Here is a 25,633-nt window from a genome sequence, read left to right as displayed (position 1 = left end):
GGCGAATCGCACAAAATATCTCCCCGGACCCTCCGGATTCGGATCGACTCCGACCTCGGATTGCTGGCGGATGCGGGTCGCGGGATGCCGCCGCTTGGGCTACAGACTGTTCCATGTCAATACGCCGCTTACCAGAACATCTCGTCAATCGGATCGCTGCGGGCGAAGTCGTTGAGCGTCCCGCCAGTGCGCTGAAGGAACTGGTCGAGAACGCCATCGACGCAGGCGCGTCACGGATCACGGTTCGGCTGTCGGCTGGCGGCACCGATCTGATCGAAGTGAGCGACGACGGCTGCGGGATGCATCCTGCCGAAATGGCGCTGGCGCTGGAGCGGCATGCGACCTCGAAGCTGCTCGATGACGCGATCGATGCGGTCGAGACGCTCGGGTTTCGCGGCGAGGCGTTGCCTTCGATCGCCAGCGTGGCGCGGCTGACGCTGGAGAGCCGGGTCCGCGGCGACGAGGGCTGGTCGCGCTCCGTCGACAACGGAACGCTCGTTTCCGAAGGGCCGGCGGCGCTGCCTCCCGGAACCCGGGTCCGCGTCGAGGATCTGTTCGGCAAGGTGCCCGCGCGGCGAAAATTCCTGCGTACTGCCCGTGCGGAATATGCCGCCTGCCTCGATGCCGTGCGGCGCCTCGCGATGGCGCGGCCGGACGTTGCCGTTTCGGTGGAGCATGATGGGCGCCGGGTGCTGCTGGTGCAGCAAGGCGAGAGCCGGCCCGAGCGCGTCGCTGCGCTCACCGACCGTGGCCTCGCGGAGAACAGCGTCGCAATCGATTTCGTGCGCGAGGGGCTGGTGCTGGGCGGCGTCGCCAGCCTGCCGACGTTCAACCGCGGAGTGGCCGATCACCAATATCTGTTCGTCAACGGGCGGCCGGTGAAGGATCGGCTGCTCACCGGTGCGGTGCGCGGTGCCTATGCCGAGATGCTCCCGCGCGATCGGCATCCGGTGGTCGCGCTCTTCCTCGAAGTGCCGGTCGACGCAGTCGACGTGAACGTTCACCCCGCCAAGACCGAAGTGCGCTTCCGCGATCCGGCGCTCGCGCGGGGCCTCATCGTCAGCGGGCTGCGCCGGGCGCTTGATGCTGCCGGCCACCGCAGCGTCCAGCGCCCCAGCGAGGCGGCGCTCGGCATGTGGCGGCGCGAAGGCGATCTGCCCTCGGCGCGGGAGGCGGGCGCGTCCCTCTTCGGCGCGCCGGGTGTGGGCACCGAGTTCGAGTCGGCGCTGCGGGGGCACGTTGCGGAGCGGCGGCCTTCCTTCCTGGCGCCGCCGCCGCAGGCGCGCGCAGCGGACGCGAGCGAGCCGGTGCCGCAGGCGATCGACTATCCGCTCGGCGTGGCGCGCGGGCAGGTGGCGAAGACCTATATCGTCGCCGAGGCCGAGGACGGGCTGGTGCTGGTCGATCAGCATGCCGCGCACGAGCGGCTGGTGCTCGAGCGGATGCGCCGCGCCGTCGGCGACGGCGGCGTCGCGAGCCAGGCCCTATTGCTGCCCGAAGTAGTCGAGCTCGACGAACCGGCGTGCGACAGGCTCGAAGCCCGCGTCGCCGAACTCGCCGATTTCGGGCTCGAGCTCGAGCGATTCGGCCCCAGGGCGATGCTGGTCCGTGCGACGCCTGCACTGCTGGGGCAGGGGGATGTTGCCGGGCTGGTTACCGATCTCGCCGATGAACTGGCGAGTTTCGACCAGGCGCTGAGCCTGCGCGAACGGCTCGACCATGTCGCCGCGACGATGGCGTGTCACGGATCGGTCCGCGCGGGCCGCGTGCTCGGCGTGGCAGAGATGAACGCGCTGCTGCGCGAAATGGAAGCGACACCGCATTCGGGCCAGTGCAATCACGGACGCCCGACTTGGGTGAAACTGGCGCATGGGGATATCGAGAAGCTGTTCGGCCGGAGATAGGCTCCGTACGGGCGCTGCGTATCGATTGACCTTTCGGCAACCATTGGCCGCAGTGCACGTTGAACGGGCGACACTAGTTGAAGGCAGTCGCCATGAACAAGATCGTGCCCGTCGTGCTCGCCCTGATCCCGCTCGCCGCAGTGGTGGGCGCCTGCGTCACCTGCCCCTGAATCGGTTTCGGCAAACGACGAAAAAGGGGCCGCCCGGCATTCCGGACGGCCCCTTTCTTTTTGTGCTTGAGCAGCGGCCTCAGGCTTCGGGCGTTTCGCCCTCGTCGCTCGCTTCCGGCTCGTCGCGAGCGATCTCGCCGGCTTCGAGGTTGGGGTCGCGCTCCTCGGTGAAGCCCGCCTCGTCGCGGTTTTCCTCGAACATCGCGGCCATCACGTCGACGCCCTGTGCCTGCATCTCGGCCTCTTCGGGCGAGCGGGCGACGTTGACCTTGACGGTCACCGACACTTCGGGGTGCAGGGCGACGCGGACTTCGTACAGGCCGATCGCCTTGATCGGCTTGTCGAGGACGATCTGCGCCTTGTTGACCTTGTGACCTTCGGCGTTGAGCGCCTCGACGATGTCGCGGACCGCCACCGAGCCGTAGAGCTGGCCGGTGTTCGACGCCTGACGGATCAGCGTGATCGAAACGCCCTCGAGCGTCTTCGATTCCTTCTGGGCCTCGGTGCGGCGTTCGGCGTTCTCCGCCTCGATCCGCTCGCGATTGGCTTCGAAGACCTTGCGGTTGGCTTCGTTGGCGCGCAGCGCCTTTTTGCGCGGCAGCAGGTAGTTGCGGGCGAACCCGTCCTTCACCCGAACCACGTCGCCGATGGCGCCGAGCTTTTCGACGCGTTCCAGCAGAATAACGTCCATGGGGTGCGCTCCTTACTTAACGATGTAGGGCAGCAGGCCCAGGTGACGGGCGCGCTTGATGGCCTGGGCCAGCTCGCGCTGCTTCTTCGCGCTCACCGAAGTGATGCGCGACGGGACGATCTTGCCACGCTCGGAGACGAATCCCTGAAGCAGACGGACGTCCTTATAATCGATCTTGGGAGCGTCCTTCGCGGAGAAGGGGCAGCTCTTGCGGCGGCGGAAAAAGGGTCGTGCCATGGGTCTCGCTCCGATCAGTCGTTGTCGCCGTCGCGGTCACGGCCGCGGCCGCCGCGATCACCACGGTCTCCGCGATCGCCACGGTCGCGGCGGTCCCGGTCGCCCTTGCGCATCATCACCGACGGGCCTTGCTCGAGCTCGTCGACACGAACGGTCATGTAGCGAATCACGTCCTCGTTGATGCTCGTCTGGCGCTCCAGCTCGGCGACCACGCCGGCGGGGGCGTCGATCTCGAGCATCACATAATGCGCCTTGCGGTTCTTCTGGATGCGATAGGCGAGGCTGCGCAGTCCCCAAGTCTCGGTCTTCACGACCTTGCCCTGATTGTCCTCGACGATCTTGGTGGCGGTTTCCGCCAGTGCGTCCACCTGCGCCTGTGCCAGATCCTGGCGCGCAAGGAACACATGCTCGTACAGAGCCATGGTTCTTTTCCTGTCTTGGCCGATCGCTGACGCCGCCCCATGCGGTCGCCCCTCCGGCTGTCGTCTCAAAACACGCCGGAGCGGGAAGCCTGCTGGCCGCCCGCCCCGGTGAAGCGCGCCCCTTAGCGGAACGTTCGTGCAATCGCAAGCGGTCAGGCGCCGCCCGCAGCCCGATCAGCCGCCCGGTGTCTCGCGCGCCTGCGCCGGCAGGATCAGCGACGGGAACGCTTCGGGCGCGCCTTCCTCGGGCGGGGGTGCGGGAAGGCGTGGCGGCGTGATCGGACGGCACACACCCGGCGCGTCCCAGAATTCGAGGCACGAGATCGTACCGTGGTCCACGGTCGCGCGCACCCAGCCGGCGCCGCCGTTCTGTAGGGCGAAGTCGCCGCCGATCTGATAGCGATCGTCGCGTTCGCGACCCCGCTCGATGTTGCGCAGGCTGCCGGGCCGATAGGCGTCATCTTGCCAGGAGTAGGAATCGAGCTCGACCGCCGCGTCGAGCCGCTGTTCGATCGGTGCCGTCCCGTCGACCAGAGCCTGCAGGAATTCGATGCGGCGCAGGCGCTCATGATATTCGCGGCGCCGGCGCTCGCGCTCGGCATAGTCGAGCGTGCGCGTGCCCACTGTTTCGAACGCCAGCTCGAGCTGCGTCGCGGCGTTCGGAACGCTCGCGACCGTGCCGATGAACGCCTCGCTGTCGCAGCGGCCCGACCACACCGAACCGTCGGCAAGGTCGAACAGCCGGCATGCGGAGCCCTGACGGCGGCCGATGAGGCCGCTGTCACGCAGGCCTCCCGTGCCGCGAAACACGCCCTTCACCACTTCACCGTCGAATTCGAGCTCGACCTCCAGGCTACCGCCGATTCGCTCGGGGCAGCCCTGATCGGGCCGCGGACACGCGGAACTCGCTCGGCGCCGCTCGCCAGCGCGTTGGATCGTCGTGACCGTGCCGCTGTGATTGCCGAAGTAGCGGACCTTGCCGCGAAAATCGTCGGGCAGGGTGTCGGCGGAAACGCCGACCGGCTGTATCTGTACCGGTTGTGCCTGCGCTGCGGTAATCGTCGCGGCGAACAGTGCTGCCGTGCTCAGCATCCTGCGGAACATCGCTGGTCTTCTCCCTGGACGCGTTAACCATAGCATCGGTGGCCGGCGTCGCCAATGCGTGCCGGAAACGGCAAGGGTTTCCTTGCCCCGCCAGAGGTGCCCGGCGCCCGGCGTGCGCCAGCGGTGTCGGCGGCGGCGCCGCGACTGCCTTGCATCGCCGGCGGGAACGGTTCTAACGCCCGGCGCTTCAATGGGGACAGCCCGAGGAGACACGAATGCGCGCCTTCATCTTTCCCGGTCAGGGAAGCCAATCGGTCGGCATGGGCAGCGCGCTGGCGCAGGCAAGCGTGGCTGCGCGCGAGACCTTCCAGGAAGTCGACGACGCGCTCGAGCAGGCGCTGTCGAGGATCATGGCCGAAGGGCCCGAGGAGACGCTGACGCTGACCGCCAATGCCCAACCGGCGATCATGGCGCATGCCATCGCAGTGCTGCGCGTGCTGGAGCGCGAAGGCGGCGTGCGGCTCGCCGACAAGGCCGATTTCGTCGCTGGTCACAGCCTGGGCGAGTACACCGCCCTCTGCGCCGCCGAGACCTTCGATCTCGCCACGACCGCCCGCCTGCTGCGCAAGCGCGGCGATGCGATGCAGTCGGCGGTGCCGGTTGGCGAGGGGGCGATGGCGGCGCTGCTCGGCGCTGATCTGGAGAAAGCGCGCGCGATCGCGCAAGCCGCTGCGGAGGGGCAGGTGTGCACCGTTGCCAACGACAATGATCCGGGCCAGGTCGTGATCTCCGGCCAGCGCGCGGCAGTCGAGCGCGCCGTGCCGCTGGCGAAGGAGATGGGCGCCAAGCGTGCCGTCCTGCTCCCGGTCTCGGCTCCCTTCCACTGCCCGCTGATGCAGCCTGCTGCCGAGGCGATGGAAGCGGCGCTTGCCGAAGCCACGCTGCGCGCGCCGCCGGTACCGCTCTACGCCAATGTCACGGCGGCGCCGAGCGCCGATCCGGACGCGATCCGCCGCCAGCTCGTCGAACAGGTGACCGGGATGGTGCGCTGGCGCGAATCGGTGCGGGCGATGCATGCCGCGGGAGTCACGCAGTTCGTCGAGCTGGGCGGCAAGGTGCTCACGCCGATGGTGAAGCGGATCGTGCCCGAAGCCGATGCGGTCAGCGTCGTCTCGATGGGCGATATCGAGACGCTGGCGAAGGGGCTTTGACCGAAGTTCCTGCGGCCATGCTGGGCACGTTTCCGCATTGTCCGCGCACCAATTTCGCCGCCTTGGCGCGGTAGCCCTGAGACGGATTTCGGGCGAGATGAAGAGAGGAACCGCGAATGTTTGACCTTACCGGAATGAATGCCCTCGTGACCGGTGCGTCCGGCGGCATCGGCTCCGCCATCGCCAAAGCGCTCGCGGCGCAGGGCGCGCGGCTGGCGGTGTCCGGATCGAATGCCGAGAAGCTGGAGGCGTTTCGCGCCGAGCTGGGCGGCGATCATGTCGCGCTGCCGTGCGACCTTTCGGATGGCGCCGCGGTGGACCAGCTCGTGCCGCAGGCGGTGGAGGCGCTCGGCACGCTCGACATCCTCGTGAACAATGCCGGCGTGACGCGTGACAATCTCGCGATGCGGATGAAGGACGAGGAGTGGGATCAGGTCATCACGGTCAATCTCGAGGCCGCCTTCCGCCTGTGTCGCGCGGCTGCCCGGCCGATGATGAAGGCGCGGTTCGGCCGCATCGTCTCGATCACTTCGGTGGTGGGCGCCACGGGCAATCCGGGGCAGGCGAACTATGCCGCGTCGAAGGCCGGTGTGGTCGGCATGTCGAAGGCGCTGGGGCAGGAGCTTGCGAGCCGCGGCATCACGGTGAACTGCGTCGCGCCCGGCTTCATCCGCTCGGCGATGACTGACGTGCTGCCCGACGCGCAGAAGGACGCGCTGACCGGTCGGATCCCGGCCGGAACGCTGGGCGAGGGCGCCGATGTCGCCGCCGCCGTCGTTTATCTCGCCAGCCGCGAGGCCGGTTATGTCACGGGTCAGACGCTGCATGTGAACGGTGGGATGGCGATGCTCTGAGCCGCGCGAATTTCAACCCGATGTCATGGAGATGCCGCGCAAGGCACGCTAGAAGCGTGCTTCTTCTGTCACGGAGCACGTCCTGATGCGATTCGCCGCCTTCCTTCCCCTTCTTCTCGCCGCCGCTCCCGGCACCGCGCTCGCGCAGGATGCTGCGCCTGCCGCCGAGCCGGTCGCCGTCCGGGGTCCGGTTTCCTGCATCGGCGGCCGTATTCCGCGCTATGTCGATAGCGACGCGCTCGCGGCATTTGCGCGCAAGAACTTCGTTGCCGAATCGGATGCTGAAGAGGCGCTGCACCAGAGCATCAGCTCCGCGATCATGGAGTGCCGGAGAAGCTACGGGTGGGGCGATCCGCGTCAGGAGGCCGCTCTTACCTATTTCCGCGGGAGCACGATCCGCGGCAACGCGGCGTATCGGCTGCGCGATTACAATGTCGAGAGCGAGCAGTTCGATCTCGCCTATCGTGCGGTGCCCGAAGCCGAGATCACTCGCCTCGTCGAGACCGGTGCGATGAGCGGCAGCGCGATGACCGCGGCCGCGCGTGCGATGGAAGGCGCAGGCGCCACCTTCGGCACGCCGGACGGCGAAGCGCTGCAGACGATCGGAGCGGCGATCGGCCAGGGAATCTACGGCACGCTGCTGATGGAGCAGGCCGTGCAGGACTATCGCGCCCGCTGATCGCGCCGGGCGAGCAGGAGAGGGTGCCACCCCCTCTTGTCAGGGCACCGGCACCGTTCTACGTGCGTTCATCAAATCGAGACCCCCAAAGCAAGAGAAGGAAAACAGGGATCATGAGCACCGCCGATCGCGTGAAGAGGATCGTCGTCGAGCACCTTGGGGTCCAGGAATCGGAAGTCGTCCCCGAAGCGAGCTTCATTGATGACCTGGGCGCCGACAGCCTCGACATCGTCGAGCTGGTGATGGCGTTCGAAGAGGAATTCGGCGTCGAAATCCCCGACGACGCAGCCGAGAAGATCACCACCGTCAAGGACGCGACGGACTATATCGAGGAACATCAGGGCTGATCGCTGCTGCGGCAGACCCCGCCAGCCCCGATCGGCACGGCACCAGCGGCTCCCCGTCCCGGGGTGAACGATCGGGGCGGGGAGCCCTTTTGTTTGTGAAGGACGGAGAAGCGCCATGCGCCGCGTAGTCGTAACCGGGCTCGGCCTCGTCACCCCGCTGGGGAGCGACGTCGAGACCGCCTGGAAGAACATCATCGCTGCCAAGTCCGGCGCGGCCACGATCACGCGTTTCGACGCGACCGATTTTCACACCAACTATGCGTGCGAGGTCAAACCGGCCGACCACGAATATGGCTTCGATCCGAACAAGCGCGTCGATCACAAGATTCAGCGACAGGTCGATCCGTTCATCGTCTATGGCATCGATGCCGCCGGCCAGGCGATCGAGGACGCCGGGCTCCTCGACATGACCGACGAGGAAAAGCTCCGCGCGGGCTGCTCGATCGGTTCGGGAATCGGCGGCCTGCCGGGGATCGAAAGCGAATCGCTGGTGCTCGAGCACAAGGGGCCGAAGCGCGTTTCGCCGCACTTCGTCCACGGGCGGCTCATCAACCTCATCTCGGGCCAGGTTTCGATCAAATACGGGCTGATGGGCCCGAATCACGCAGTCGTCACTGCCTGCTCGACCGGCGCGCATTCGATCGGCGACGCCGCGCGCATGATCGCGATGGACGATGCCGATGTGATGCTCGCGGGCGGCGCCGAGGGCGCGATCTGCCCGATCGGCATCGCCGGCTTCGGCCAGGCGCGCGCGCTGTCGACCGGATTCCGCGACGATCCCACCCGCGCGAGCCGTCCCTATGATCGCGACCGCGACGGGTTCGTGATGGGCGAAGGCGCCGGCGTGGTCGTGCTCGAGGAATATGAGCGGGCGAAGGCACGCGGCGCGAAGATCTACGCCGAGGTGGTCGGCTATGGCCTCTCGGGCGACGCCTATCACGTCACGGCCCCGCATCCGGAGGGCTCCGGCGCATTCCGCGCGATGGCGATGGCGATGAAGAAGTCGGGGCTCGAGCTTACCGACATCGATTATGTCAATGCGCACGGCACCTCTACGCCGCTCGGCGACGAGCTCGAGCTCGGAGCGGTGCGCCGCCTGTTCGGCAACGCCGTCGAGACGATGTCGATGAGCTCGACCAAGTCCGCCATCGGCCATCTGCTGGGCGGCGCGGGCGCGGTCGAAGCGATCTTCTGCATCCTGGCGATGCGCGACCAGATCGTGCCCCCGACGCTCAATCTCGACAATCCGAGCGACAATTGCGCCGGTGTCGATCTCGTCCCGCACAAGGCGAAGGAGCGCAAGGTGAAGGCGGTGCTGAACAACAGCTTCGGCTTCGGCGGGACCAATGCTTCGCTGGTGATGAAGGCGGTCTGAGGCACGGAGCCGCACGGCTCCGCGCGAATGGCATGGAGAGGCTATGCGGCGGCTCATCGGCTTTGGCGGACTGATTCTCGGCCTGGCGGTGATCGCCGCCGCTTTCCTTGTCGTGCGCGACTGGGGAGGCGAGGGGCCGGCGGCCACGAACGTCAGCGTGATCGTTCCTGAAGGCGCGAGCCTCACTGCCGCGGCCGAGCGTCTCGAGGAGGCGGGGGCGATAGCTGAGGCACGGCGTTTCACGCTCTACGCGCGCCTCTTCGGCTCGGGCGAACCGATCAAGGCAGGCGAGTATCGCATCCCCGCCGGCCTCAGCCAGTCGGACATCCTCAAGTTGATGCAGGGCGGCCGCACCCTGCAGCGCTTCGTCACCATCCCCGAAGGCACGCCTTCGGTGCTGGTGCACGAGGCGCTGATGGAGGCCGAACATCTCGAAGGCGAAATCGCGGTGCCGATCGAAGGCACGGTGCTGCCGGACAGCTACAGCTATGTGCGCGGCGACCAGCGACAGGCGGTGCTCGAACGGATGCAGCGCGCGATGATCGACTATCTCGCCGAGGCATGGACCCGTCGCAGCCCGCGCACGGCCGTTTCCACGCCGCGCGAGGCACTGATCCTCGCCTCGATCGTCGAAAAGGAAACCGGCAAGCCCGAGGAGCGCCGGACGGTGGCGGCCGTCTATTCGAACCGGCTGAAGCGCGGCATGCCGCTGCAGGCGGACCCGACCGTCATCTATCCGGTGACGCAGGGGCGCCCGCTTGGCCGCCGCATCCTGCGCTCGGAGCTTCAGGCGCAGAACGGCTACAACACCTATGCGATGCCCGGGCTTCCGATCGGGCCGATCGCCAATCCGGGCCGCGAATCGATCGATGCGGTGCTCGATCCCGCCGAATCGAGCGCGCTCTATTTCGTCGCGGACGGCACCGGCGGGCATATTTTCGCCGACACGCTCGAACAGCACAATCGCAACGTGCAGCGCTGGTATGCGCTGCGCCGCGCCCGGGGCGAGATGTAGGGACGCGGTCGCCGGCGATGCGCTGCCGGCCGCTGAAACTCAGGATTTCAGGTGCGCGCCGGCTTGGCATGCGCGATCGCATTGGCCGAGGCGGTCATGATCGCATCCTCGACGAATCCGGTCGCGGTCTGCCCCCAGCGCCGCTGCGCGCGCTTGCGCGCGGCGAGCCCGACATAGGAGGCGGCGATCGCCGCGCCGATGCCCAAGGCGGCTCCGGCGAGCTGGCGCTTGGGCGGCGCGAGCGCTGCCCCGGCGAAGCCGCTGGTGATCGTGCGCGCCAGCAAGCCGAGGAATACTGTACGGTCGGGCGCGGTTTCCATCTTGTCGCCCGCGATTTCGGCCGCCGCCATCGTCACGCCGCCCGCGGCGATCAGCGGGTGCGCCATCAGCCGCGCTTCGGCATTGTCATGTGGAAGCGTACCGCGCCGGGCGGCGCCCGCCAAAGCGGCAAGCGGCGTCATCGAGCGCTGGCCCGCAACCAGTCCCATCAAGATCGAACGAAGCATCGGTTTCCCCATCGGTGTTTCTCCACGAACAGATGAAGGGCCGATTGGGTCCGGTCTGCCGGTGATTCCGGCGCGTCGTCCGTGAAGCGCCGGCGGCGCGCTGCGCTTCACTGCGTGTTGAAGTCGGTCATGCAGCCAGTGCGGCAGCCTCCCGTGCCTTTGCTTCCACCGCGTCCGGCGATCCGCTGGCAAGCCAGCTCCCGCCGACGCACAGCACAGGCTCGAACGCCAGCCACTCGGGCGCGCTCGTCAGCGAAATGCCGCCGGTGGGACAGAATTTGGCCTGATAGAAGGGTGCGGCCAGCGCCTTGAGCGCTTTCAGTCCGCCGGAAGTCTCCGCCGGGAAGAATTTGAAATGCTCGAGCCCGAGATCGAGCCCGCGCATGATGTCGCCTGCGGTCGCGACGCCCGGGAGGAAGGGCACGCCCGAATCGATGATCGGCCGCGCCAGCGTTTCGCTGAGCCCCGGCGAGACGATGAACTCGGCGCCAGCGTCCATCACCTGCTCGAACTGGTCGGTCGTCACCACCGTTCCCGCGCCGACGATCGCACCGTCCACGGTCTTCATCTCGCGGATCGCATCGAGCGCCGCAGGAGTCCGCAACGTCACTTCGAGCACCCGGATGCCGCCCTTCACCAGCGCCTGCGCCAGCGGGCGCGCCTGCGACACATCTGCGACGATGAGCACCGGGATGACGGGACCGGTTCGCATGATCTGTTCGATGGGCTTCACTTGGCATGCTCCTGCGCGAAGGCAGCCGCGGCGCCATAGAGGCCGGGCTGGGGATGAGTAATGAGCTTGACCGGAATCGAGGCCATCAGCGACTGGAAGCGCCCCTTGGCGACGAATCGCTCGGCAAAGCCCGATGCGAGCAGATGTTCGCGCAGGCGATATCCCAGCCCCCCCGCGATCACCACGCCAGTGGGGCCGTGGCTGAGCGCCAGGTCACCCGCGACCGCTCCAAGGGACAGGCAGAAGCGATCGAGCGCCGCCACTGCCAGGCTGTCCCGACCTTCCAGCGCCAGTTCCCAGATCTTGCGGTCGTCGCGGCTCTCCACTGCGCGACCTTCGATCTCCGCCAGCGTCTCATAGATCGCGACGATCCCCGGACCCGCGACGATCCGTTCGACCGAGACGCGGGTATAGGCCCGACGCAGCCGCTTCAGGATCGCATCCTCAAGGCTGTCGAGCGGCGCGAAGTCCTGATGTCCGCCCTCGGTCGCAATGATGTCGTAGCCGGCGCCGTGGCGGAACACCTGCGCGACGCCGAGACCGGTGCCGGGGCCACAGACCGTGATCGCGCCCTTTGGAGGCAGCGGCTTGTCCGGGCCGCACAGGTGCAGGAAACAGTCCGCGCCGAGTTGCGCCACGGCATGGCCCACAGCCGCGAAATCGTTGACGAGGATCCACTGGTCCACTTCCAGCCGCTCGGGGATCAGCTTCGGACGGATGATCCAGGGATTGTTGGTGAGCTTGATCAGTTCGTCGTTGATCGGCGATGCGACCGCAATCGCGGCAGCCTTCGGCATCGGCCGGTCGAGCCGTGCCACCGCGGCTTGCCAGGCGAGCTGAAGGCTGCCGTGCTCTGCCGTCTTCAGCGTGACGGGCTCAGCCATCGAAACGACGCGGCCTTCGGCCACCTCGGCGACGGCGAAGCGTGCGTGGGTTCCGCCGATATCGACTGCGACGACGTCCATTCCGATCCTCTCCGATCCGGCGCGACTGCGGGTTCGCGCGTCCTGCCGAGGCTTTGCCCTTCTCTGCGCCGTGTGGCTGCAAGTAAAGGACCGGACCCGGCCTAGAGTCCCCCTGCGGCCAGCACGGCCGATGCGCCCAGTTCCGCCTCGTCGGCGCCCGCGCGCATCAGCCCGAACAGTTCTCGGCCGGTTCCGGCCAGGACGGGGGGCGCTGCGGCCGGCTTGCGCGCGTTCCACTCCGCGGCGTCCACCAGCGCCTCCAGCATTCCGGTTTCGGCATCGACCCGGACGATGTCGCCATCGCGGATTCGTGCGATATCGCCGCCGCCCAGCGCCTCGGGCGAAACATGGATCGCGCAGGGCACTTTGCCGCTCGCGCCCGACATGCGCCCGTCGGTGACGAGCGCGACGCGGTAGCCGCGGTTCTGCAGCACGCCCAGCGGCGGCGTGAGCTTGTGCAGCTCGGGCATGCCGTTCGCCCTGGGGCCCTGGAAGCGGACGACCACCACCACGTCGCGGTCGAGCTCGCCGGCACGGAATGCTTGCTGCACCGCGAGCTGGTCCTCGAACACGCGCGCCGGCGCTTCGATCACCCAGCGCTCGCGCTCGACCGCCGAGACCTTGATGCAGGCACGGCCGATGTTCCCCTTGAGGATGCGGAAGCCGCCCTCGGGCGAGAACGGCGCGTCGAGCGTGCGGATGATCGTGTCGTCGCCGCTTTTCGCGGGCAAGTCGCGCCACACCAGCCGATCGTCTTCGACGTCCGGCTTGCGCGCATAGTCCGCCATGCCGCCGGACGAGATCGTCAGGATGTCGCCGTGGAGCAGCCCGCCCTTCAGCAGCTCGCGGATCACGAACGGCGGGCCGCCCGCATCCTCGAATCCGTTCACATCGGCCGACCCGTTGGGATAGACTCGCGTCAGTAGCGGGATCACGCGCGAAAGTCGGTCGAAATCGTCCCAGTCGATCGTCACCCCCGCCGAGCGTGCGATCGCGGGCAGGTGGATCAGGTGGTTGGTCGATCCGCCGGTGGCCAGCAGCACGATCGCGGCGTTGACGATCGCCTTTTCGTCGACGCAATGGCCGATCGGGCGAAAGTCGTTTCCGTGCCATCCGATCTCCGGCAGCCGATGCATGGCATGGCGCGTCAATTCCTGGCGCAGCTTGGTCTGCGGATTGGCGAAGGCGGCGCCGGGTACGTGCAGCCCCATCGCCTCCATCATCATCTGGTTCGAATTGGCCGTGCCGTAGAAGGTGCAGGTTCCTTTGCCGTGATAGGCGGCGATCTCGGCGTCGAGCAGTTCCTCTCGGCTGGCCTTGCCTTCGGCGTAGAGTTCGCGGACGCGTGCCTTGTCCTTGTTGGCAAGGCCCGACCGCATCGGGCCGCCCGGGATCAGCACCATCGGCAGATGGCCGAAGCGCAGCGCGCCGATCAGCAGCCCCGGCACGATCTTGTCGCAGATGCCGAGCAGCGCCGCCCCTTCGAAGGTGCGGTGGCTGAGCGCGACCGCGGTCGAGAGCGCGATCGTGTCACGGCTCAGCAGCGACAGCTCCATGCCGGCATAGCCCTGAGTCACGCCGTCGCACATCGCGGGCACGCCGCCCGCCACCTGCGCGGTGGCGCCGGCTTCGAGCGCCCAGATCTTCATTTGCTCGGGGTAGCGATAATAGGTCGCATGTGCCGAGAGCATGTCGTTGTAGGCGGTCACGATCCCGATGTTCATCGCCCGGCCGTCGCGCAGCCGGTCGCGCTGTTCGTCGGTACCGGCATAGGCGTGGGCGAGATTGGCGCAGCCCAGCTTCGGCCGATCGGCGCCGCTCTCGCGCTCGCGGCGGAGGAGTTCGAGATAGGCCGCCCGCTTTTCGCGAGAACGCTCGATCACGCGATCGGTGACGGCCGCGATTTCCGTGTTCAGCCTGCTCATTTCCTCATCCCCAGACGGAAGTGGAACGCCTCGTCACGCAGCCCAGTGAATGTCGACCGGCAGCTCGGTTTCGGCCAGCACCCGCCCGATCGGCGCAGGCGAACCGACGCCCTCGGCGATCGCGGCTTCGATCACGTCGCGCTTCGCCTGCCCGGTGACTGCGATCATCAGCGCCTTGGCGGAGACGATCGCCGCAAGCGAGAGCGACACGCGTGCCACCGGCGCTTCGGGCGGCATCGGATCGGGCATCACGCCCAGCGCGCGGCGCTCCTTCGGCCCGTTCAGCGCCTCGTCGAGATCGGGGCCGGGGAAGATCGACGCAGTGTGTCCGTCGGCGCCCACGCCCAGCAGGCACAGGTCGAGCGGCCAATGCACGTCCTGCAGGCGGGCATCCGCCGCGCGGCCGGCCGCCTTATAGTCCTCGGCCGCTTCGCTCGTCACCGGCAGCACGCGGGCACCCTTGGGCAGGAAGGTCTTGCCGAGCATCGTCACGTTCGAAAGATCGTCGCCCATCGGCACCAGCCGATCGTCGGTCGGCACGATCGTCACCCGCTTCCAGTCGATCTTGGCGTCGATCAGCTTCTCGTAGATCGGCAGCGGAGTCTTGCCGCCCGGCAGCGCGATCACGGCGCCACCGCGCTCGTCGATCGCCTGGCCGATGATGAAGGCGACGTCGCCGGCGACGGCCTCGGCCATCTCGTCGGCGTCGTCATAGTCCCACCATTCGATCTCGGTCGTCATAATTGCTCCTCGTACTTCGGGTGGGTGATTGGACAACGGTCGCGGCGTCGAACGGTTCGCGCTGCGCGGGAATCTACTCGTGCCAGCTCACGCCGTCGCGTTCGGTGAGTGCGATCGCGGCCGAGGGGCCCCAGCTTCCCGAGGCATAGGATTTCGGCCGGATGCCATCGCGCTGCCAGCCCTGGCGGATCGCGTCGATCCAGGCCCATTGCGCTTCCACTTCGTCGCGGCGAACGAACAGGGTCGGATCCCCTTCGATCAGGTCGAGCAGCAGCCGTTCATAGGCGATGCGCCGCCGCGTGCCCGCGAACTCGGTGTCGAGCGACAGGTTGAGCGGCACTTCGCGCAGCCGCAGGCCCTCGCGGTCGAGCCCGGGCTGCTTTGCCATCACCAGCAGCCGCACATATTCCTCGGGTTGGAGCCGGATCACCAGCGTGTTGGGATGCAGCGCGCCGCCGCGATTGGAAAAGATCGAATGCGGGACGGGCTTGAACTGGATCGTGATCTCGCTGCGGCGCTCGGTCATCCGCTTGCCGGTACGCAGATAGAAAGGCACGCCCTGCCAGCGCCAATTGTCGACATGCGCCTTCAGCGCGACGAACGTCTCGGTGTCCGAGGCCTTCTCCAGCTCGTCCCCGTAGCTGCGAACGATTCGGCCCTGCACCGCACCGGCGGCATATTGACCAGTGACGGTCAGGCCCGGGACGTCGCGCTCCGTGATCGGGCGCAGCGAGCGCAGCACCTTCACCTTCTCGTCGCGGATCGCGGTCGCGTCGAACCGCGCGGGCGGCTCCATGGCGATCAGCGCGAGCAGCTGGAGCATGTGATTCTGCACCATGTCGCGCAGCGCGCCGACTTCGTCGTAATAATCGGCGCGGCCTTCGAGCCCCACCGTCTCGCTCACCGTGATCTGGACGTGATCGATTCCGCGCGCGTTCCACACCGGCTCGAACAGGGAGTTTCCGAAGCGCAGCGCCAGAATGTTCTGCACCGTCTCCTTGCCCAGATAATGGTCGATGCGGAACGTGCGCTCTTCCGGGAAGGCCTCGGCGACGATGTCGTTGACTTCGCGGCTCGAGGGCAGGTCGAAACCCAGCGGTTTTTCGAGCCCGATCCGGACGCGCTCGCCGGTGAGTCCTGCCGATTGCAGTCCCTTGATCGTCGGCCCGAACAGCCAGGGTGCGGTCGACAGGAAGATCGCGAGACCGCCGGAGATGTCACCCAGCTTCTCGGCGAGCGCGCCGAACCCCTCCAGCGAGGATGCGTCGAGCGGCTGATAGTGCAGCCGTTCGAGAAAGCTCGCGATCGCCGCGCCGTCCTTGCGATCTTCGGGCAGGAACTCCTCAAGCGCCCGTTCGGCGAAGGCGCGATAGCCGGCATCATCATGCTCGGCGCGCGCCGTGCCTGTGATCGTCAGCCCCCGCGGAAGCAGAGCGTCGGCATGGAGGCCATAGAGCGAGGGCAGCAGCATGCGCTGTGCCAGATCGCCGGTCGCGCCGAACAGGAGGAGCTTGGCCACGGAATGAGTCATGCGGTCCCTTTTCGCCGGAGAGGCAGCGGTAGAGGAAAGCGCCGTCGACCCGCAAGGCTCGGCGCGCGCGTTCGCTAGAGGACCAGCCCGGCGGTCGGCTCGAGTCCCGCCATGATGTTGAGGTTCTGCACGGCGGCGCCAGCCGCTCCCTTGCCGAGATTGTCGAGCGTCGCGACGAGCCGGAGATGTCCGGTTTCGGCATTGCCGAACACGCGCAGCGTCAGCCGGTCGGTGCCGGCGTCTTCCTCGATGCGCACAACGGCGGTGTCGGCCATCGGCAGCACGCGCACGAGCCGGCAGTCGCGATAGGCATCGCGCAGCGCCGTCTCGATCGCGGCGGGGGAGGGGCGGCGGGGCAGCGCATGCGCGGGCAGCGCGATTTCGGCCAGCATCCCGCGATAGGTGCGCGCAACCGCCGGCTGGAAAATCGGGGGGTGCGCGATCCGCGCATGCTTCTGCATCTCGGGCAGATGCTTGTGGTTCAGCCCGAGGCCGTACGCGCGATAGGCAGTATCAGTATGTTCGAGCGCGCCCGGATCCTCGAACGCCGCGATCATCGCCTTGCCGCCGCCCGAATATCCCGAAGCACCCGAATAGGCGAGCGGCCAATCGTGCGGCACGAGCCCGGCGCGCACCAACGGCCGCACCATCGCCAGAAAGGCGGTGGGCCAGCAGCCCGGATTGCTGACGCGCACAGCCTGTGCGATCGCTGCCTGCTGCCCCGGCTCAAGTTCGGGAAAGCCATAGGTCCAGCCGTCGGCCACGCGGTGGGCCGAGGATGCGTCGATCACGCGCACCTGCTCGCTCTCGATCATCGCCACCGCTTCGCGCGCCGCATCATCGGGCAGGCAAAGGATGACGAAATCGGCTTCGTTCAGCATCGCCCGGCGCTTGTCGGCGTCCTTGCGATCGCTTTCGGCAAGCGTCAGCAGCGCGATCTCCGGCCGCCCCGCAAGCCGGTCGCGAATCTCGAGGCCGGTGGTGCCGACCGCACCGTCGATAAAGACCCGCACGCTCACTTCAGCCGCCGCACTGCCGTCACAGGCCCATGGTCGCCGCGCTCGATCAGGGCGGCGAGCGGCTCGCGAACCACTTCGGCCGTGTCTGCGTGGATCGCGGTCTCGGCATCGGCCAAGATCGCTGCGTGTCCGGCGAAGAAGACCAGGTCGCCACGCGTGCAGGCGCGCTCGTCCTCGAGCGGCGCACCAAGCGCCTGCGCCTGCAGGTCGCAGAAGCGCGGAGCAGAGATGCCGGCCATTGCCAGCGCGAGATGGATCAGCCCGCCCGCATCGACACCCGCGCCCGAGCGGCCGCCGGGCCGTACCGGCACTCCGACCAACATCTCCGCGACCTCGACCGGGTCGGTGAACGGTTCATCCACGCCGCGAAGCGCGGAATCGGCCACGAAGCCACCCTCGGCAAGCGCGTGGAAGCCGTGCTCGGCGGCGTCGGCCACCACGCGCGCGCCCATCGGCAGCGTCCAGAGCTTGGGAGAATCAGGGTGCGGATCGCTGCTCACCGGCGCTGCGATCAGTTGAACGATATGGGTGGGCTCGACGAGATCGCCGAATGCCGCGTCGGGCACATAGCCGACCGCGCCGTCGGCGGTGCAGATGCCCCAGCCCTGGTCGTGCGCGAGTTCGAGGATCTCGAACCGCTCGCCGGGAAGGATCTCGGAGATCGGATCGGCGTCGCCAATGCGGTCGGCGAGGATCGGCGCGGGGACGACGGCGCTCTGCGCAATGGCCATGGCGTAGTGTGGCGCGAACACACGGTCCGCGAGCCGCACGTCGGCCAAGTCGCGGCGTGCCGCGTCAGTCCGCGAATCGATGCGTGTGGACCGGCCCGTCAGTGCGAAGCGGTCACGCCGTGACTCTGCGGGCGAGTGGCTCGCTGAGATCGTCGCCAGCGAGGAAATGCCCGAATTCTGCAAGAAAATCTGCCCCTTCAGCGGTGCGCGCGACGAAGATGTTGCGCTTGTCCGTGTCGTCGCGCTGGCGGCGGAGATAGCCGAGCGTGCCCAGCCGATTCAAGGCGCGCGTCACCACCGGCTTGGATACGTTGAGCGCGCGGGCCAATCCGCGCACCGTATGCGGGCCCGGCTCGAGATAAACGAGCATCAGCAGCGCCATCTGACGGTTGGTGAGATCGGGTTCGCCCGAACGCACATAGTCGACCAGCGTGTTCTTCCACGACGACAGCGACTGGTCCGACATAGCGTTCACAGCATTTACTCAACCCGTTACGAACCCGGTCCGCTCCGGGTCTTCGGGGCTTCAAACGCCCCGGGTCCCGTGTGGTTTCCGTGGCTTGCGTAAATGTTACGCTTAGGATCGTTCCGCGGCAGTTGATCGGGCGCCGCGGCTCGCCTATGTCGCGCCTTTCCTCGATAGGGCCTTCGCTTCCGCCATGCTGTTTACCTTCCTGCTCGTCGTCCATGCGATCATCGCGGCCCTGCTGGTGACCGTGATCCTGATGCAACGCTCGGAAGGCGGCGGCCTCACCACCGGCGGCAGCCCGTCGGGCTTGATGTCGGCGCGCGGCGCGGCGGATTTCCTGACGCGCTCGACGGCGGTGCTCGCCACGGTGTTCGTGGCGATGAGCATCCTGCTCGCGGTGCTGGCGGCGACGCGCGGCGCGACCACGATCGACACCAGCCTGGCGCGGCAGCCCGCGGCGCCTCCGGCGCAGACCGCGCCGCTGACCGGCGAGGAAACCGCTCCCTTCGTGCTGCCGGGCAATGGCACCGCGCCCGCCGAGGGCGGATCGGCCGACGAAGCGGACGTGCCGATCGTCCAGTAACGGTGTCGGCGCCTTCGGGCGCTTGACCATCTTTTTTCTGCGCGAGCGGAGTCGTCCGCTTGCCGTGTCCCGAATTCTGGCGTTAGGCCTCTTCTCCCATGGCGCGGTATATTTTCATCACCGGCGGCGTGGTCTCGTCGCTCGGCAAGGGTCTCATGGCAGCGAGCCTCGCGGCGTTGCTCCAGGCGCGCGGCTATCGCGTGCGGATTCGCAAGTTCGATCCCTATCTGAACGTCGATCCCGGCACGATGTCGCCGTATCAGCACGGCGAAGTCTATGTGACCGACGACGGCGCGGAAACCGATCTGGACCTTGGCCATTACGAGCGGTTCACCGGTGTCGCCTCGCGCCAGTCGGACAACATCACCTCGGGCCGGATCTACAAGACGATCATCGAGCGCGAACGGCGGGGCGACTATCTGGGCGCCACCGTCCAGGTTATTCCGCACGTCACCGACGCGATCAAGGCGTTCGCCACGGCGGAGACCGAGGATCTCGACTTCGTGTTGTGCGAGATCGGCGGCACGGTCGGCGACATCGAATCGCTGCCGTTCATCGAGGCGATCCGCCAGCTGCGCAACGAGCTGGGCCGTGGCCAGTCGATCAGCGTCCACGTCACGCTGGTGCCGTACATCTCGGCAGCGGGCGAGCTGAAGACCAAGCCGACCCAGCACAGCGTGCGCGAGCTGGCGTCGCTCGGCGTCCAGCCCGACGTGCTCGTCTGCCGTTCGGAACATCCGCTGCCGCCCAGCGAGCGTGCCAAGATCGCACTGTTCTGCAACGTGCCCAAGGAAGCGGTGATCCCGGCGCTCGATGCGAGCAGCATTTACGCCGTGCCGCTGCAATATCATGCCGAGGGGCTCGACGGCGAAGTGCTGCGCGCTTTCGGGATCGAGCCGGGCGAGCCGCCGCGCCTAGACCGCTGGCAGGAAATCGTCGAGCGTCTCGACAATCCCGAGGGCGAAGTCACCATCGGCGTGGTCGGCAAATATGTCGGCCTGCCCGATGCCTATAAGTCGCTGCACGAGGCGCTCGTCCACGGCGGCATCGCCAATCGCGTGAAAGTGCACGTCCGCTGGCTCGACGCCGAGCTGTTCGAGAAAAGCGAGCACGAGATCGCCGCCCAGCTCGAGCCGATGCACGGTATCCTCGTTCCCGGCGGCTTCGGCGAGCGCGGCAGCGAGGGTAAGATCGCCAGCGTGCGCTTTGCCCGCGAGCGCGGCGTGCCTTTCTTCGGCATCTGCCTCGGCATGCAGATGGCCTGCATCGAGGCAGCGCGCGACAAGGGGCTTTCCGCTGCCTCGACTACCGAATTCGGTCACACCGACGAGCCGATCGTCGGTCTGATCACCGAATGGATGAGCGCCGACGGCCTTCAGAAGCGCGAAGAGGGCGGGGATCTCGGCGGGACGATGCGGCTCGGCGCCTATCCGGCGAAACTTGCCGGCAACAGCGTCGTCGCGTCGATCTATGGCCAGGATTCGATCAGCGAGCGCCATCGGCACCGCTACGAAGTGAACACCCATTATCGGCAGGTGCTGGAGGAGGACGGGCTCGTATTTTCGGGGCTCTCGCCCGACGGCACGCTGCCCGAGATCGTCGAGCGGCCCGACCATCCCTGGTTCGTCGGCGTTCAGTTCCACCCCGAGCTGAAATCGAAGCCCTTCGATCCGCACCCGCTGTTCGCGAGCTTCATCGAGGCAGCCGTGCGGCAGGGAAGGCTCGTCTAGCCGCGCCTCACCTCGGCGCGGGAGGCGCGCCAGGCTGGTGCCGGTAGCGACCCGTTCCCCTGATCCAAACAAAAGACGCCCCGACCTCGCGGCCGGGGCGTCCCTGCTGCGACGCCCAAAGGGAGAAAGACGTCGCGAGCCGTGGTGTGGGGTTACGCCGCGTTGGCGGCGCGATGTTCGATCGCGGACTGCGGCTCGCCCGCATGCACCGCGATCTTCTTCGGCTTCATCGTCTCGGGCACTTCACGCACCAGATCGATGGTGAGCAGACCATCGTTGAGGTTCGCGCTTTCCACACGGACGAAGTCGGCCAGTTCGAACCTGCGCTCGAAGCTGCGGTTGGCGATGCCGAGGTGGAGGTAGGCGCTCTCGCGGCCATCGCTCTCCGCTTCGGCCTTCCGGCCGGTAACGGTCAGCAGGTTCTGCTGCGCGGTCACGTCGATCTCATCGCTCTTGAAGCCGGCGACGGCGAGCGTGATGCGATACCGGTCCTCGGCGAGGCGCTCGAGATTGAACGGCGGATAATTGTCCGTCGTCATCTGGCGCGCGCTGGATTCCAGCATATCGAACAGCCGGTCGAAGCCGACGGTCGAGCGGCGGAAAGGGGTAAGGTCGATCTGACGCATCTTCAAATCCTCCAATGAGCAAAATGAACGTCGAAAACCGGCATCCAGTCGTCTGCGATACCGGGGTCTGCACGGCCCGCGAGGGCGCCGCACGAGGCTGATTTCGGAGTGGAGCGTGCCCAGTTCAAGAGGCATGTGCACAAATGTGCAGAGAAAGCGCGCACGGCTTTTCCGCAACGCGAAACGCCCGGACCGTTTCCGGCCCGGGCGCCTGCGTGACGAATGCTCGTCAGCCCCCTTTGTCAGGCTTCGCCCGCACGCTTGCTTCTCTCGACAAGCGGGGCGTGATGCCTCCCCGAACCACGGCCTTTGCCTGCGCTTCGTATGCTTTTGGTACGTGCCCTATCGTGCTTTGTCACCGGCTATGCGCTCGCGTCCAACAGTTTGACTTCACCCTGTGTTCATTCGGCAACAGCATAGAGGTTTGCCACCGGGGCCGTGCTTGCCCTAGAGCAGCGCGGTCGTTTCACGCGCAATCGAGGGTTTTCCCGCCACATGCTGCTTTCGCGCTACGAGCGCATGATCGCCCGCCGCTATCTGCTCCCAGGCCGCGGCGAGGCGTTCATCTTCCTCGTCGCTTCCATCAGTCTCGTCGCCGTCATGCTGGGCGTGGCGGCGCTCGTGGTCGTGATGAGCGTGATGAACGGCTTTCGTGCCGAGCTGTTCGACAAGATTACCGGGCTCAACGGCCATGCCGTGATCCAGGGCTATGGCGGGCAGTTGCGCGACTGGCGCGACATCGTCCGCGAAGCGCAGGAGACGCCCGGCGTCACTTCGGCCACCCCGCTGATCGAGCAGCCGCTGTTCGCCAGCTTCAACGGCCGTGTCGAATTCGCGCTCGTGCGCGGCATGCGGATCGAGGACATCCGCACCAACGAGACGCTGAAGGGCAGGGAAGTGCTCGGGTCGCTCGAGGCGCTCGAATCGGGCGGCGAACAGATCGCAATCGGCTCGCGTCTTGCCGAATCGCTGGGCGCCACGCTCGGCAGCGAAATCTCGATCATCAATCCTGCGGGCGCGACCACGCCGTTCGGCACGATGTTCCGCATCGTGAAATATCGCGTCGCCGCGATTTTCGAAGTCGGCGTCTACGACTATGACAAGGCGTTCGTCATCATGCCGATGCAGGATGCGCAGACATTGCTGCTGCTCGGCGACGCCGTCGGCATGGTCGAGCTCGAGACCGTCGATGCCGACCGCGTCGACACGATCCTCGCGCCGCTTGCCGAACAGGTCGGCGCGCGCGGGCAGATCGTCGACTGGCGCCAGATGAACGCCCAGCTGTTCGAGGCGCTGGCGGTCGACCGGATCGTCACCTTCACGGTGCTGTCGATCATCATCCTGGTAGCGGTCTTCAATATCCTGTCGTCGCTCATCATGCTGGTGCGTGCCAAGACTCGCGACATCGCCATCCTGCGGACCATGGGCGCGAACCGATCGAGCCTGTTGCGCATCTTCGTGACGGTGGGCACCACGATCGGCGTGCTCGGGATCGGTGCTGGGCTCGCGCTCGGCTTCCTGTTCATCACCTTCCGCCAGAGCGTCGTCGCTTTCATCGGTCTGGTGACCGGTCAGAACGTCTGGGATCCCTCGATGCGCTTCCTTACCGAACTGCCCGCCAAGACCGATCCGGTCGAAGTGATCGGCATCGCCGTGATGGCGCTGATCTTCAGCTTTCTCGCTACCCTCTATCCCGCCTACAAGGCGGCGAGCACCGATCCGGTGCAGGTGCTGCGCTATGAGTGAGCCGGTTCTCGCCACGCGCGGCCTCAAGCGCAGCTTCACTCAGGCGCATGCGCGGATCGATGTGCTGCGGGGTGTCGATCTCGACGTCGCGCCGGGAGAGATCGTCGCGCTGCTCGGCCCGTCCGGCTCGGGCAAATCGACTCTGCTCCAGGCAGTCGGGTTGCTCGAAGGCGGTTTCGAAGGCTCGATCCGGATCGCAGGCCGCGAAGTGTCGCAGCTCGACAGCGCGCAGCGCACCGAGGTTCGCCGCGATCAGCTTGGCTTCGTCTATCAGTTCCACCATCTGCTTCCCGACTTCAACGCGGTCGAGAATGTCGTGCTGCCGCAGCTCATTCAGGGCGCCACGCGTGCCGATTCGGAAGCCCGTGCCGAGCGGCTGCTCGGTGCGCTGGGCCTGGCGGAGCGGCTCACCCATCGGCCCAACCAGCTTTCGGGCGGCGAGCAGCAGCGAGTCGCCGTGGCGCGCGCGCTCGCCAACCGCCCCACGCTGGTGCTGGCGGACGAGCCCACCGGCAATCTCGACGAGGCGACCGCGGACGTCGTGCTTGCCGAGTTCCTGCGGCTGGTGCGTGGGGAAGGCTCCGCGGCGCTGATCGCGACGCACAATGAGCGATTGGCGCAGCGCGTGGACCGGGTAGTCCGACTGCACGAGGGGCATCTGGAGTGATCCGGACCGTGGAGGCGGCCGATCGGTAGCGCTTCCTCCCGATGCTGCGCCGGCGTTGGACGGTCGAGGCGAGTCGCTGACCGGCCGTGCACCTAGGGACATGCCGGATGGCCGGCCCCGCTCCGCGATGATCTAGTGCGCGCGATCCGCCGAGGATCGCGCCACAGCGGCTCGAGCTGTTGCCGGCGCGCCAACAGGGGGCGTCGATGGCGGTAACGGATCTCACGGTGACGGGAGCGGACGGCTCTCCTGCGAGCCTGAGCGGTTTTGCCGGCCAGGTGCTGCTGATCGTGAACACGGCGTCGAAATGCGGCTTCACGCCGCAATATGCCGCGCTCGAGGAGCTGCACCGGCGGTATCAGGACCGCGGCTTTGCGGTGCTCGCCTTTCCGTGCAACCAGTTCGGTGGGCAGGAGCCCGGCTCGTCCGAGGATATTCTGAGCTTCTGCGTCGGCACCTATGGCATCAGTTTCCCGATCTTCGGCAAGACCGCGGTCAACGGGCGGCACCAGTCGCCGCTTTTCCGCGGGCTGAAGGAACAGGCGCCCGGGATGTTGGGATCGCGTGCGGTCAAATGGAACTTCACCAAGTTCCTCGTCGATCGCAGCGGCCGGGCGGTGATGCGGTTCGCCCCTGCCACCCCGCCCAGTCGCATTGCGCCGCACATCGAAGCGCTCCTCTAGCGGCGCTCGGCTCCGCTCGCGCGCTTCGCGCCCGGCAGCAGGATCACATAGTCGTCGCTCGGTTCGACGCGACCGTCGTCGCCGCATTCGGCGTTGCGCAGCAGCTTGCCGAGCTGCGCCAGCGTGCCGAGCATGTGAACCGCGCCCATCAGCGGCCTCCCGCGCGGATCGCGGCGGGATTTTGGCGGGGGATTGCGCGGCTCGCGCCGCGGCGGCGGAGGGGCGGGCCGCCGCATCCGCGCAGCGACCGAGGCGGCGTCGCTCGCCCGGCCGAACTCCTTCCACACCACGCGAAACCCGCGCGGCACTTCGGTCCAGTCACCATCGGCGCGGATCAGATCGCAGCCGCATTGATGGCAGCTGCTGAAGTCCAGACCCTGGTTGTGGTGGTGAAGCGATTCGGCCGTATGGCCGACGATGCTGCACAGGCCGCCCATGTCACTGCTCTCCCGGAGTCGAATTGGTGTCGCGGCCGCGGGCGTCGAGGCTCCACGCAGCCAGATCGCGGAAATGAGCGTCGTCGCTCGCCGCCGCGAGGTCGGGATTCCAGATTTCGAAGCTCTCTCCCGCGCCGACGAACAGTGCCAGCGCGTCGATCCGGCCCAGGTGGCGCATCGCTGGCGGAATGCACATGCGGCTCGCGGTGCGCGGCATCGGCTCGATTGCTCCGAACGTACGCCGCACGCGCCGGTGATGGCCGCGCGGGTCGCGTCCCGCGCGTTCTTCCGCGCGGCGCCGCCGCTCGGTCTGGCGCCGCAGCGTCTGCAGATGATCGCGGGGATAGGCGACCAGGCACTGGTCCGCTTCGTGTCGCGACACCAGGATCTCGGTCCCGGGTGCGGCCGCTCCCAGCGCCTCGGCGAGAAACTCGGGGACGGGCAGGGTGCCGTCCGCATCCACCTCGCAAAGCGCGCTGCCATGAAACAGGGTCGTCATCGACGCTACTCTTTCTTGATCTGAGCAAATTTCCGGCGAGTCCGCCCTCGAACTCACAGCCGATATTCTTCGCGGAGGAAGTAACCGACCCCC

At 67.3% G+C, this 25,633-nt stretch carries 28 protein-coding genes; 12 read left to right on the top strand and 16 right to left on the bottom strand.

Annotated features, from left to right (window positions below; all coding sequences use genetic code 11):
- Positions 1–113 precede the first annotated feature (113 nt).
- Positions 114–1,904: a DNA mismatch repair endonuclease MutL gene (gene mutL, locus ACQ450_RS03655; RefSeq protein WP_431470544.1), complete on the top strand. Its 1,791-nt coding sequence runs from the start codon at positions 114–116 to the stop codon at positions 1,902–1,904.
- Between the two features lie 249 nt (positions 1,905–2,153).
- On the opposite strand, the gene rplI is transcribed toward mutL, so the two are convergent.
- The 4 genes from rplI to ACQ450_RS03635 all read right to left on the bottom strand — a co-directional run bounded on the left by rplI (position 2,154) and on the right by ACQ450_RS03635 (position 4,516).
- Positions 2,154–2,765 (bottom strand): 50S ribosomal protein L9, encoded by a 612-nt coding sequence (gene rplI / locus ACQ450_RS03650; RefSeq protein WP_188055161.1) that lies wholly within the window; start codon positions 2,763–2,765, stop codon positions 2,154–2,156.
- Between the two features lie 12 nt (positions 2,766–2,777).
- Complete coding sequence (rpsR, locus tag ACQ450_RS03645) at positions 2,778–3,002, bottom strand: 30S ribosomal protein S18 (protein ID WP_188055160.1); 225 nt, start codon at positions 3,000–3,002, stop codon at positions 2,778–2,780.
- A 14-nt stretch (positions 3,003–3,016) separates the two neighbouring features.
- On the bottom strand, positions 3,017–3,424 hold the full coding sequence (gene rpsF, locus ACQ450_RS03640; RefSeq protein WP_431470543.1) for a 30S ribosomal protein S6: 408 nt from the start codon (positions 3,422–3,424) through the stop codon (positions 3,017–3,019).
- Between the two features lie 174 nt (positions 3,425–3,598).
- The gene (locus ACQ450_RS03635) at positions 3,599–4,516 is read right to left on the bottom strand and encodes a hypothetical protein (RefSeq protein ID WP_431470542.1); all 918 of its coding nucleotides are present in this window, start codon (positions 4,514–4,516) and stop codon (positions 3,599–3,601) included.
- A gap of 227 nt (positions 4,517–4,743) precedes the next feature.
- Here ACQ450_RS03635 and fabD point away from each other — a divergent pair, with 227 nt between their 5' ends.
- From fabD to mltG, 6 genes are all read left to right on the top strand, one after another.
- Positions 4,744–5,679: an ACP S-malonyltransferase gene (fabD, locus tag ACQ450_RS03630; protein WP_431470541.1), complete on the top strand. Its 936-nt coding sequence runs from the start codon at positions 4,744–4,746 to the stop codon at positions 5,677–5,679.
- 116 nt (positions 5,680–5,795) lie between these two features.
- Positions 5,796–6,533 carry a 3-oxoacyl-[acyl-carrier-protein] reductase gene (fabG, locus tag ACQ450_RS03625; protein ID WP_188055156.1) on the top strand — a complete coding sequence of 246 codons (738 nt, stop codon included), beginning with the start codon at positions 5,796–5,798 and terminating at the stop codon, positions 6,531–6,533.
- An 85-nt stretch (positions 6,534–6,618) separates the two neighbouring features.
- On the top strand, positions 6,619–7,212 hold the full coding sequence (locus ACQ450_RS03620) for a hypothetical protein (RefSeq protein ID WP_188055155.1): 594 nt from the start codon (positions 6,619–6,621) through the stop codon (positions 7,210–7,212).
- A 113-nt stretch (positions 7,213–7,325) separates the two neighbouring features.
- Positions 7,326–7,559 (top strand): acyl carrier protein, encoded by a 234-nt coding sequence (locus ACQ450_RS03615; protein WP_410482671.1) that lies wholly within the window; start codon positions 7,326–7,328, stop codon positions 7,557–7,559.
- A 115-nt stretch (positions 7,560–7,674) separates the two neighbouring features.
- Positions 7,675–8,934 carry a beta-ketoacyl-ACP synthase II gene (fabF, locus tag ACQ450_RS03610; RefSeq protein WP_431470540.1) on the top strand — a complete coding sequence of 420 codons (1,260 nt, stop codon included), beginning with the start codon at positions 7,675–7,677 and terminating at the stop codon, positions 8,932–8,934.
- Positions 8,935–8,977: 43 nt separating this feature from the next.
- A complete protein-coding gene (gene mltG, locus ACQ450_RS03605) occupies positions 8,978–9,949 on the top strand; it encodes an endolytic transglycosylase MltG (RefSeq protein WP_188055153.1) in 972 nt (323 codons plus the stop codon).
- A 47-nt stretch (positions 9,950–9,996) separates the two neighbouring features.
- Here the strand turns inward: mltG and ACQ450_RS03600 are convergent, their stop codons facing one another.
- From ACQ450_RS03600 to ACQ450_RS03560, 9 genes are all read right to left on the bottom strand, one after another.
- Entirely contained in the window at positions 9,997–10,455 is a 459-nt protein-coding gene (locus ACQ450_RS03600; RefSeq protein ID WP_431470539.1) for a DUF4126 domain-containing protein, read from the bottom strand.
- Between the two features lie 127 nt (positions 10,456–10,582).
- Positions 10,583–11,167 carry a bifunctional 4-hydroxy-2-oxoglutarate aldolase/2-dehydro-3-deoxy-phosphogluconate aldolase gene (gene eda, locus ACQ450_RS03595; protein WP_431471270.1) on the bottom strand — a complete coding sequence of 195 codons (585 nt, stop codon included), beginning with the start codon at positions 11,165–11,167 and terminating at the stop codon, positions 10,583–10,585.
- 17 nt (positions 11,168–11,184) lie between these two features.
- Complete coding sequence (gene glk, locus ACQ450_RS03590) at positions 11,185–12,153, bottom strand: glucokinase (protein ID WP_431470538.1); 969 nt, start codon at positions 12,151–12,153, stop codon at positions 11,185–11,187.
- A gap of 101 nt (positions 12,154–12,254) precedes the next feature.
- Positions 12,255–14,078 carry a phosphogluconate dehydratase gene (edd, locus tag ACQ450_RS03585; RefSeq protein WP_431470537.1) on the bottom strand — a complete coding sequence of 608 codons (1,824 nt, stop codon included), beginning with the start codon at positions 14,076–14,078 and terminating at the stop codon, positions 12,255–12,257.
- A gap of 33 nt (positions 14,079–14,111) precedes the next feature.
- A complete protein-coding gene (gene pgl / locus ACQ450_RS03580; RefSeq protein ID WP_431470536.1) occupies positions 14,112–14,819 on the bottom strand; it encodes a 6-phosphogluconolactonase in 708 nt (235 codons plus the stop codon).
- A gap of 73 nt (positions 14,820–14,892) precedes the next feature.
- Positions 14,893–16,350, bottom strand: coding sequence for a glucose-6-phosphate dehydrogenase (gene zwf, locus ACQ450_RS03575; RefSeq protein ID WP_188055148.1), 1,458 nt, complete (start codon positions 16,348–16,350; stop codon positions 14,893–14,895).
- A gap of 74 nt (positions 16,351–16,424) precedes the next feature.
- A complete protein-coding gene (argC, locus tag ACQ450_RS03570; RefSeq protein WP_431470535.1) occupies positions 16,425–17,369 on the bottom strand; it encodes an N-acetyl-gamma-glutamyl-phosphate reductase in 945 nt (314 codons plus the stop codon).
- Positions 17,366–18,100, bottom strand: coding sequence for a C40 family peptidase (locus ACQ450_RS03565; RefSeq protein ID WP_431470534.1), 735 nt, complete (start codon positions 18,098–18,100; stop codon positions 17,366–17,368). The genes argC and ACQ450_RS03565 overlap by 4 nt, the downstream gene beginning before the upstream one ends.
- Before the next feature lie 112 nt (positions 18,101–18,212).
- The gene (locus tag ACQ450_RS03560) at positions 18,213–18,566 is read right to left on the bottom strand and encodes a MarR family transcriptional regulator (protein WP_188056320.1); all 354 of its coding nucleotides are present in this window, start codon (positions 18,564–18,566) and stop codon (positions 18,213–18,215) included.
- A gap of 196 nt (positions 18,567–18,762) precedes the next feature.
- Here ACQ450_RS03560 and secG point away from each other — a divergent pair, with 196 nt between their 5' ends.
- Positions 18,763–19,152: a preprotein translocase subunit SecG gene (gene secG, locus ACQ450_RS03555; protein ID WP_431471269.1), complete on the top strand. Its 390-nt coding sequence runs from the start codon at positions 18,763–18,765 to the stop codon at positions 19,150–19,152.
- Between the two features lie 98 nt (positions 19,153–19,250).
- Entirely contained in the window at positions 19,251–20,882 is a 1,632-nt protein-coding gene (locus ACQ450_RS03550) for a CTP synthase (protein WP_431470533.1), read from the top strand.
- Between the two features lie 152 nt (positions 20,883–21,034).
- Here the strand turns inward: ACQ450_RS03550 and ACQ450_RS03545 are convergent, their stop codons facing one another.
- On the bottom strand, positions 21,035–21,508 hold the full coding sequence (locus ACQ450_RS03545) for an Hsp20 family protein (protein WP_431470532.1): 474 nt from the start codon (positions 21,506–21,508) through the stop codon (positions 21,035–21,037).
- Between the two features lie 495 nt (positions 21,509–22,003).
- On the opposite strand from ACQ450_RS03545, the gene ACQ450_RS03540 reads away from it, so the two are divergent.
- From ACQ450_RS03540 to ACQ450_RS03530, 3 genes are all read left to right on the top strand, one after another.
- Positions 22,004–23,254: a lipoprotein-releasing ABC transporter permease subunit gene (locus tag ACQ450_RS03540; RefSeq protein ID WP_188055143.1), complete on the top strand. Its 1,251-nt coding sequence runs from the start codon at positions 22,004–22,006 to the stop codon at positions 23,252–23,254.
- A complete protein-coding gene (locus ACQ450_RS03535; protein WP_431470531.1) occupies positions 23,247–23,921 on the top strand; it encodes an ABC transporter ATP-binding protein in 675 nt (224 codons plus the stop codon). The genes ACQ450_RS03540 and ACQ450_RS03535 overlap by 8 nt, the downstream gene beginning before the upstream one ends.
- Before the next feature lie 206 nt (positions 23,922–24,127).
- Complete coding sequence (locus tag ACQ450_RS03530) at positions 24,128–24,604, top strand: glutathione peroxidase (RefSeq protein WP_431470530.1); 477 nt, start codon at positions 24,128–24,130, stop codon at positions 24,602–24,604.
- Here the strand turns inward: ACQ450_RS03530 and ACQ450_RS03525 are convergent.
- Both ACQ450_RS03525 and ACQ450_RS03520 read right to left on the bottom strand, forming a co-directional pair.
- On the bottom strand, positions 24,601–25,041 hold the full coding sequence (locus ACQ450_RS03525; protein WP_188055140.1) for a hypothetical protein: 441 nt from the start codon (positions 25,039–25,041) through the stop codon (positions 24,601–24,603). The genes ACQ450_RS03530 and ACQ450_RS03525 overlap by 4 nt on opposite strands.
- A gap of 1 nt (position 25,042) precedes the next feature.
- Positions 25,043–25,540 carry a hypothetical protein gene (locus ACQ450_RS03520; protein ID WP_431470529.1) on the bottom strand — a complete coding sequence of 166 codons (498 nt, stop codon included), beginning with the start codon at positions 25,538–25,540 and terminating at the stop codon, positions 25,043–25,045.
- Between the last annotated feature and the right edge of the window lie 93 nt (positions 25,541–25,633).

This window comes from Sphingosinithalassobacter sp. LHW66-3 (genome assembly GCF_050703275.1).
Classification (GTDB): Bacteria; Pseudomonadota; Alphaproteobacteria; order Sphingomonadales; family Sphingomonadaceae; genus Sphingomonas.
The sequence above is the reverse complement of the archived record's forward strand: the minus strand, read 5'-3'. Positions and strand labels throughout refer to the sequence as shown.

Bases quoted from the DNA above. Each gene is read 5' to 3' on its own strand.
- mutL (WP_431470544.1), top strand. From the start codon at position 114: ATGTCAATACGCCGCTTACCAGAACATCTCGTCAATCGGATCGCTGCG.
- rplI (WP_188055161.1), bottom strand. From the start codon at position 2,765: ATGGACGTTATTCTGCTGGAACGCGTCGAAAAGCTCGGCGCCATCGGC.
- rpsR (WP_188055160.1), bottom strand. From the start codon at position 3,002: ATGGCACGACCCTTTTTCCGCCGCCGCAAGAGCTGCCCCTTCTCCGCG.
- rpsF (WP_431470543.1), bottom strand. From the start codon at position 3,424: ATGGCTCTGTACGAGCATGTGTTCCTTGCGCGCCAGGATCTGGCACAG.
- ACQ450_RS03635 (WP_431470542.1), bottom strand. From the start codon at position 4,516: ATGCTGAGCACGGCAGCACTGTTCGCCGCGACGATTACCGCAGCGCAG.
- fabD (WP_431470541.1), top strand. From the start codon at position 4,744: ATGCGCGCCTTCATCTTTCCCGGTCAGGGAAGCCAATCGGTCGGCATG.
- fabG (WP_188055156.1), top strand. From the start codon at position 5,796: ATGTTTGACCTTACCGGAATGAATGCCCTCGTGACCGGTGCGTCCGGC.
- ACQ450_RS03620 (WP_188055155.1), top strand. From the start codon at position 6,619: ATGCGATTCGCCGCCTTCCTTCCCCTTCTTCTCGCCGCCGCTCCCGGC.
- ACQ450_RS03615 (WP_410482671.1), top strand. From the start codon at position 7,326: ATGAGCACCGCCGATCGCGTGAAGAGGATCGTCGTCGAGCACCTTGGG.
- fabF (WP_431470540.1), top strand. From the start codon at position 7,675: ATGCGCCGCGTAGTCGTAACCGGGCTCGGCCTCGTCACCCCGCTGGGG.
- mltG (WP_188055153.1), top strand. From the start codon at position 8,978: ATGCGGCGGCTCATCGGCTTTGGCGGACTGATTCTCGGCCTGGCGGTG.
- ACQ450_RS03600 (WP_431470539.1), bottom strand. From the start codon at position 10,455: ATGCTTCGTTCGATCTTGATGGGACTGGTTGCGGGCCAGCGCTCGATG.
- eda (WP_431471270.1), bottom strand. From the start codon at position 11,167: ATGCGAACCGGTCCCGTCATCCCGGTGCTCATCGTCGCAGATGTGTCG.
- glk (WP_431470538.1), bottom strand. From the start codon at position 12,153: ATGGACGTCGTCGCAGTCGATATCGGCGGAACCCACGCACGCTTCGCC.
- edd (WP_431470537.1), bottom strand. From the start codon at position 14,078: ATGAGCAGGCTGAACACGGAAATCGCGGCCGTCACCGATCGCGTGATC.
- pgl (WP_431470536.1), bottom strand. From the start codon at position 14,819: ATGACGACCGAGATCGAATGGTGGGACTATGACGACGCCGACGAGATG.
- zwf (WP_188055148.1), bottom strand. From the start codon at position 16,350: ATGACTCATTCCGTGGCCAAGCTCCTCCTGTTCGGCGCGACCGGCGAT.
- ACQ450_RS03565 (WP_431470534.1), bottom strand. From the start codon at position 18,100: ATGGCCATTGCGCAGAGCGCCGTCGTCCCCGCGCCGATCCTCGCCGAC.
- ACQ450_RS03560 (WP_188056320.1), bottom strand. From the start codon at position 18,566: ATGTCGGACCAGTCGCTGTCGTCGTGGAAGAACACGCTGGTCGACTAT.
- ACQ450_RS03550 (WP_431470533.1), top strand. From the start codon at position 19,251: ATGGCGCGGTATATTTTCATCACCGGCGGCGTGGTCTCGTCGCTCGGC.
- ACQ450_RS03545 (WP_431470532.1), bottom strand. From the start codon at position 21,508: ATGCGTCAGATCGACCTTACCCCTTTCCGCCGCTCGACCGTCGGCTTC.
- ACQ450_RS03540 (WP_188055143.1), top strand. From the start codon at position 22,004: ATGCTGCTTTCGCGCTACGAGCGCATGATCGCCCGCCGCTATCTGCTC.
- ACQ450_RS03535 (WP_431470531.1), top strand. From the start codon at position 23,247: ATGAGTGAGCCGGTTCTCGCCACGCGCGGCCTCAAGCGCAGCTTCACT.
- ACQ450_RS03530 (WP_431470530.1), top strand. From the start codon at position 24,128: ATGGCGGTAACGGATCTCACGGTGACGGGAGCGGACGGCTCTCCTGCG.
- ACQ450_RS03525 (WP_188055140.1), bottom strand. From the start codon at position 25,041: ATGGGCGGCCTGTGCAGCATCGTCGGCCATACGGCCGAATCGCTTCAC.
- ACQ450_RS03520 (WP_431470529.1), bottom strand. From the start codon at position 25,540: ATGACGACCCTGTTTCATGGCAGCGCGCTTTGCGAGGTGGATGCGGAC.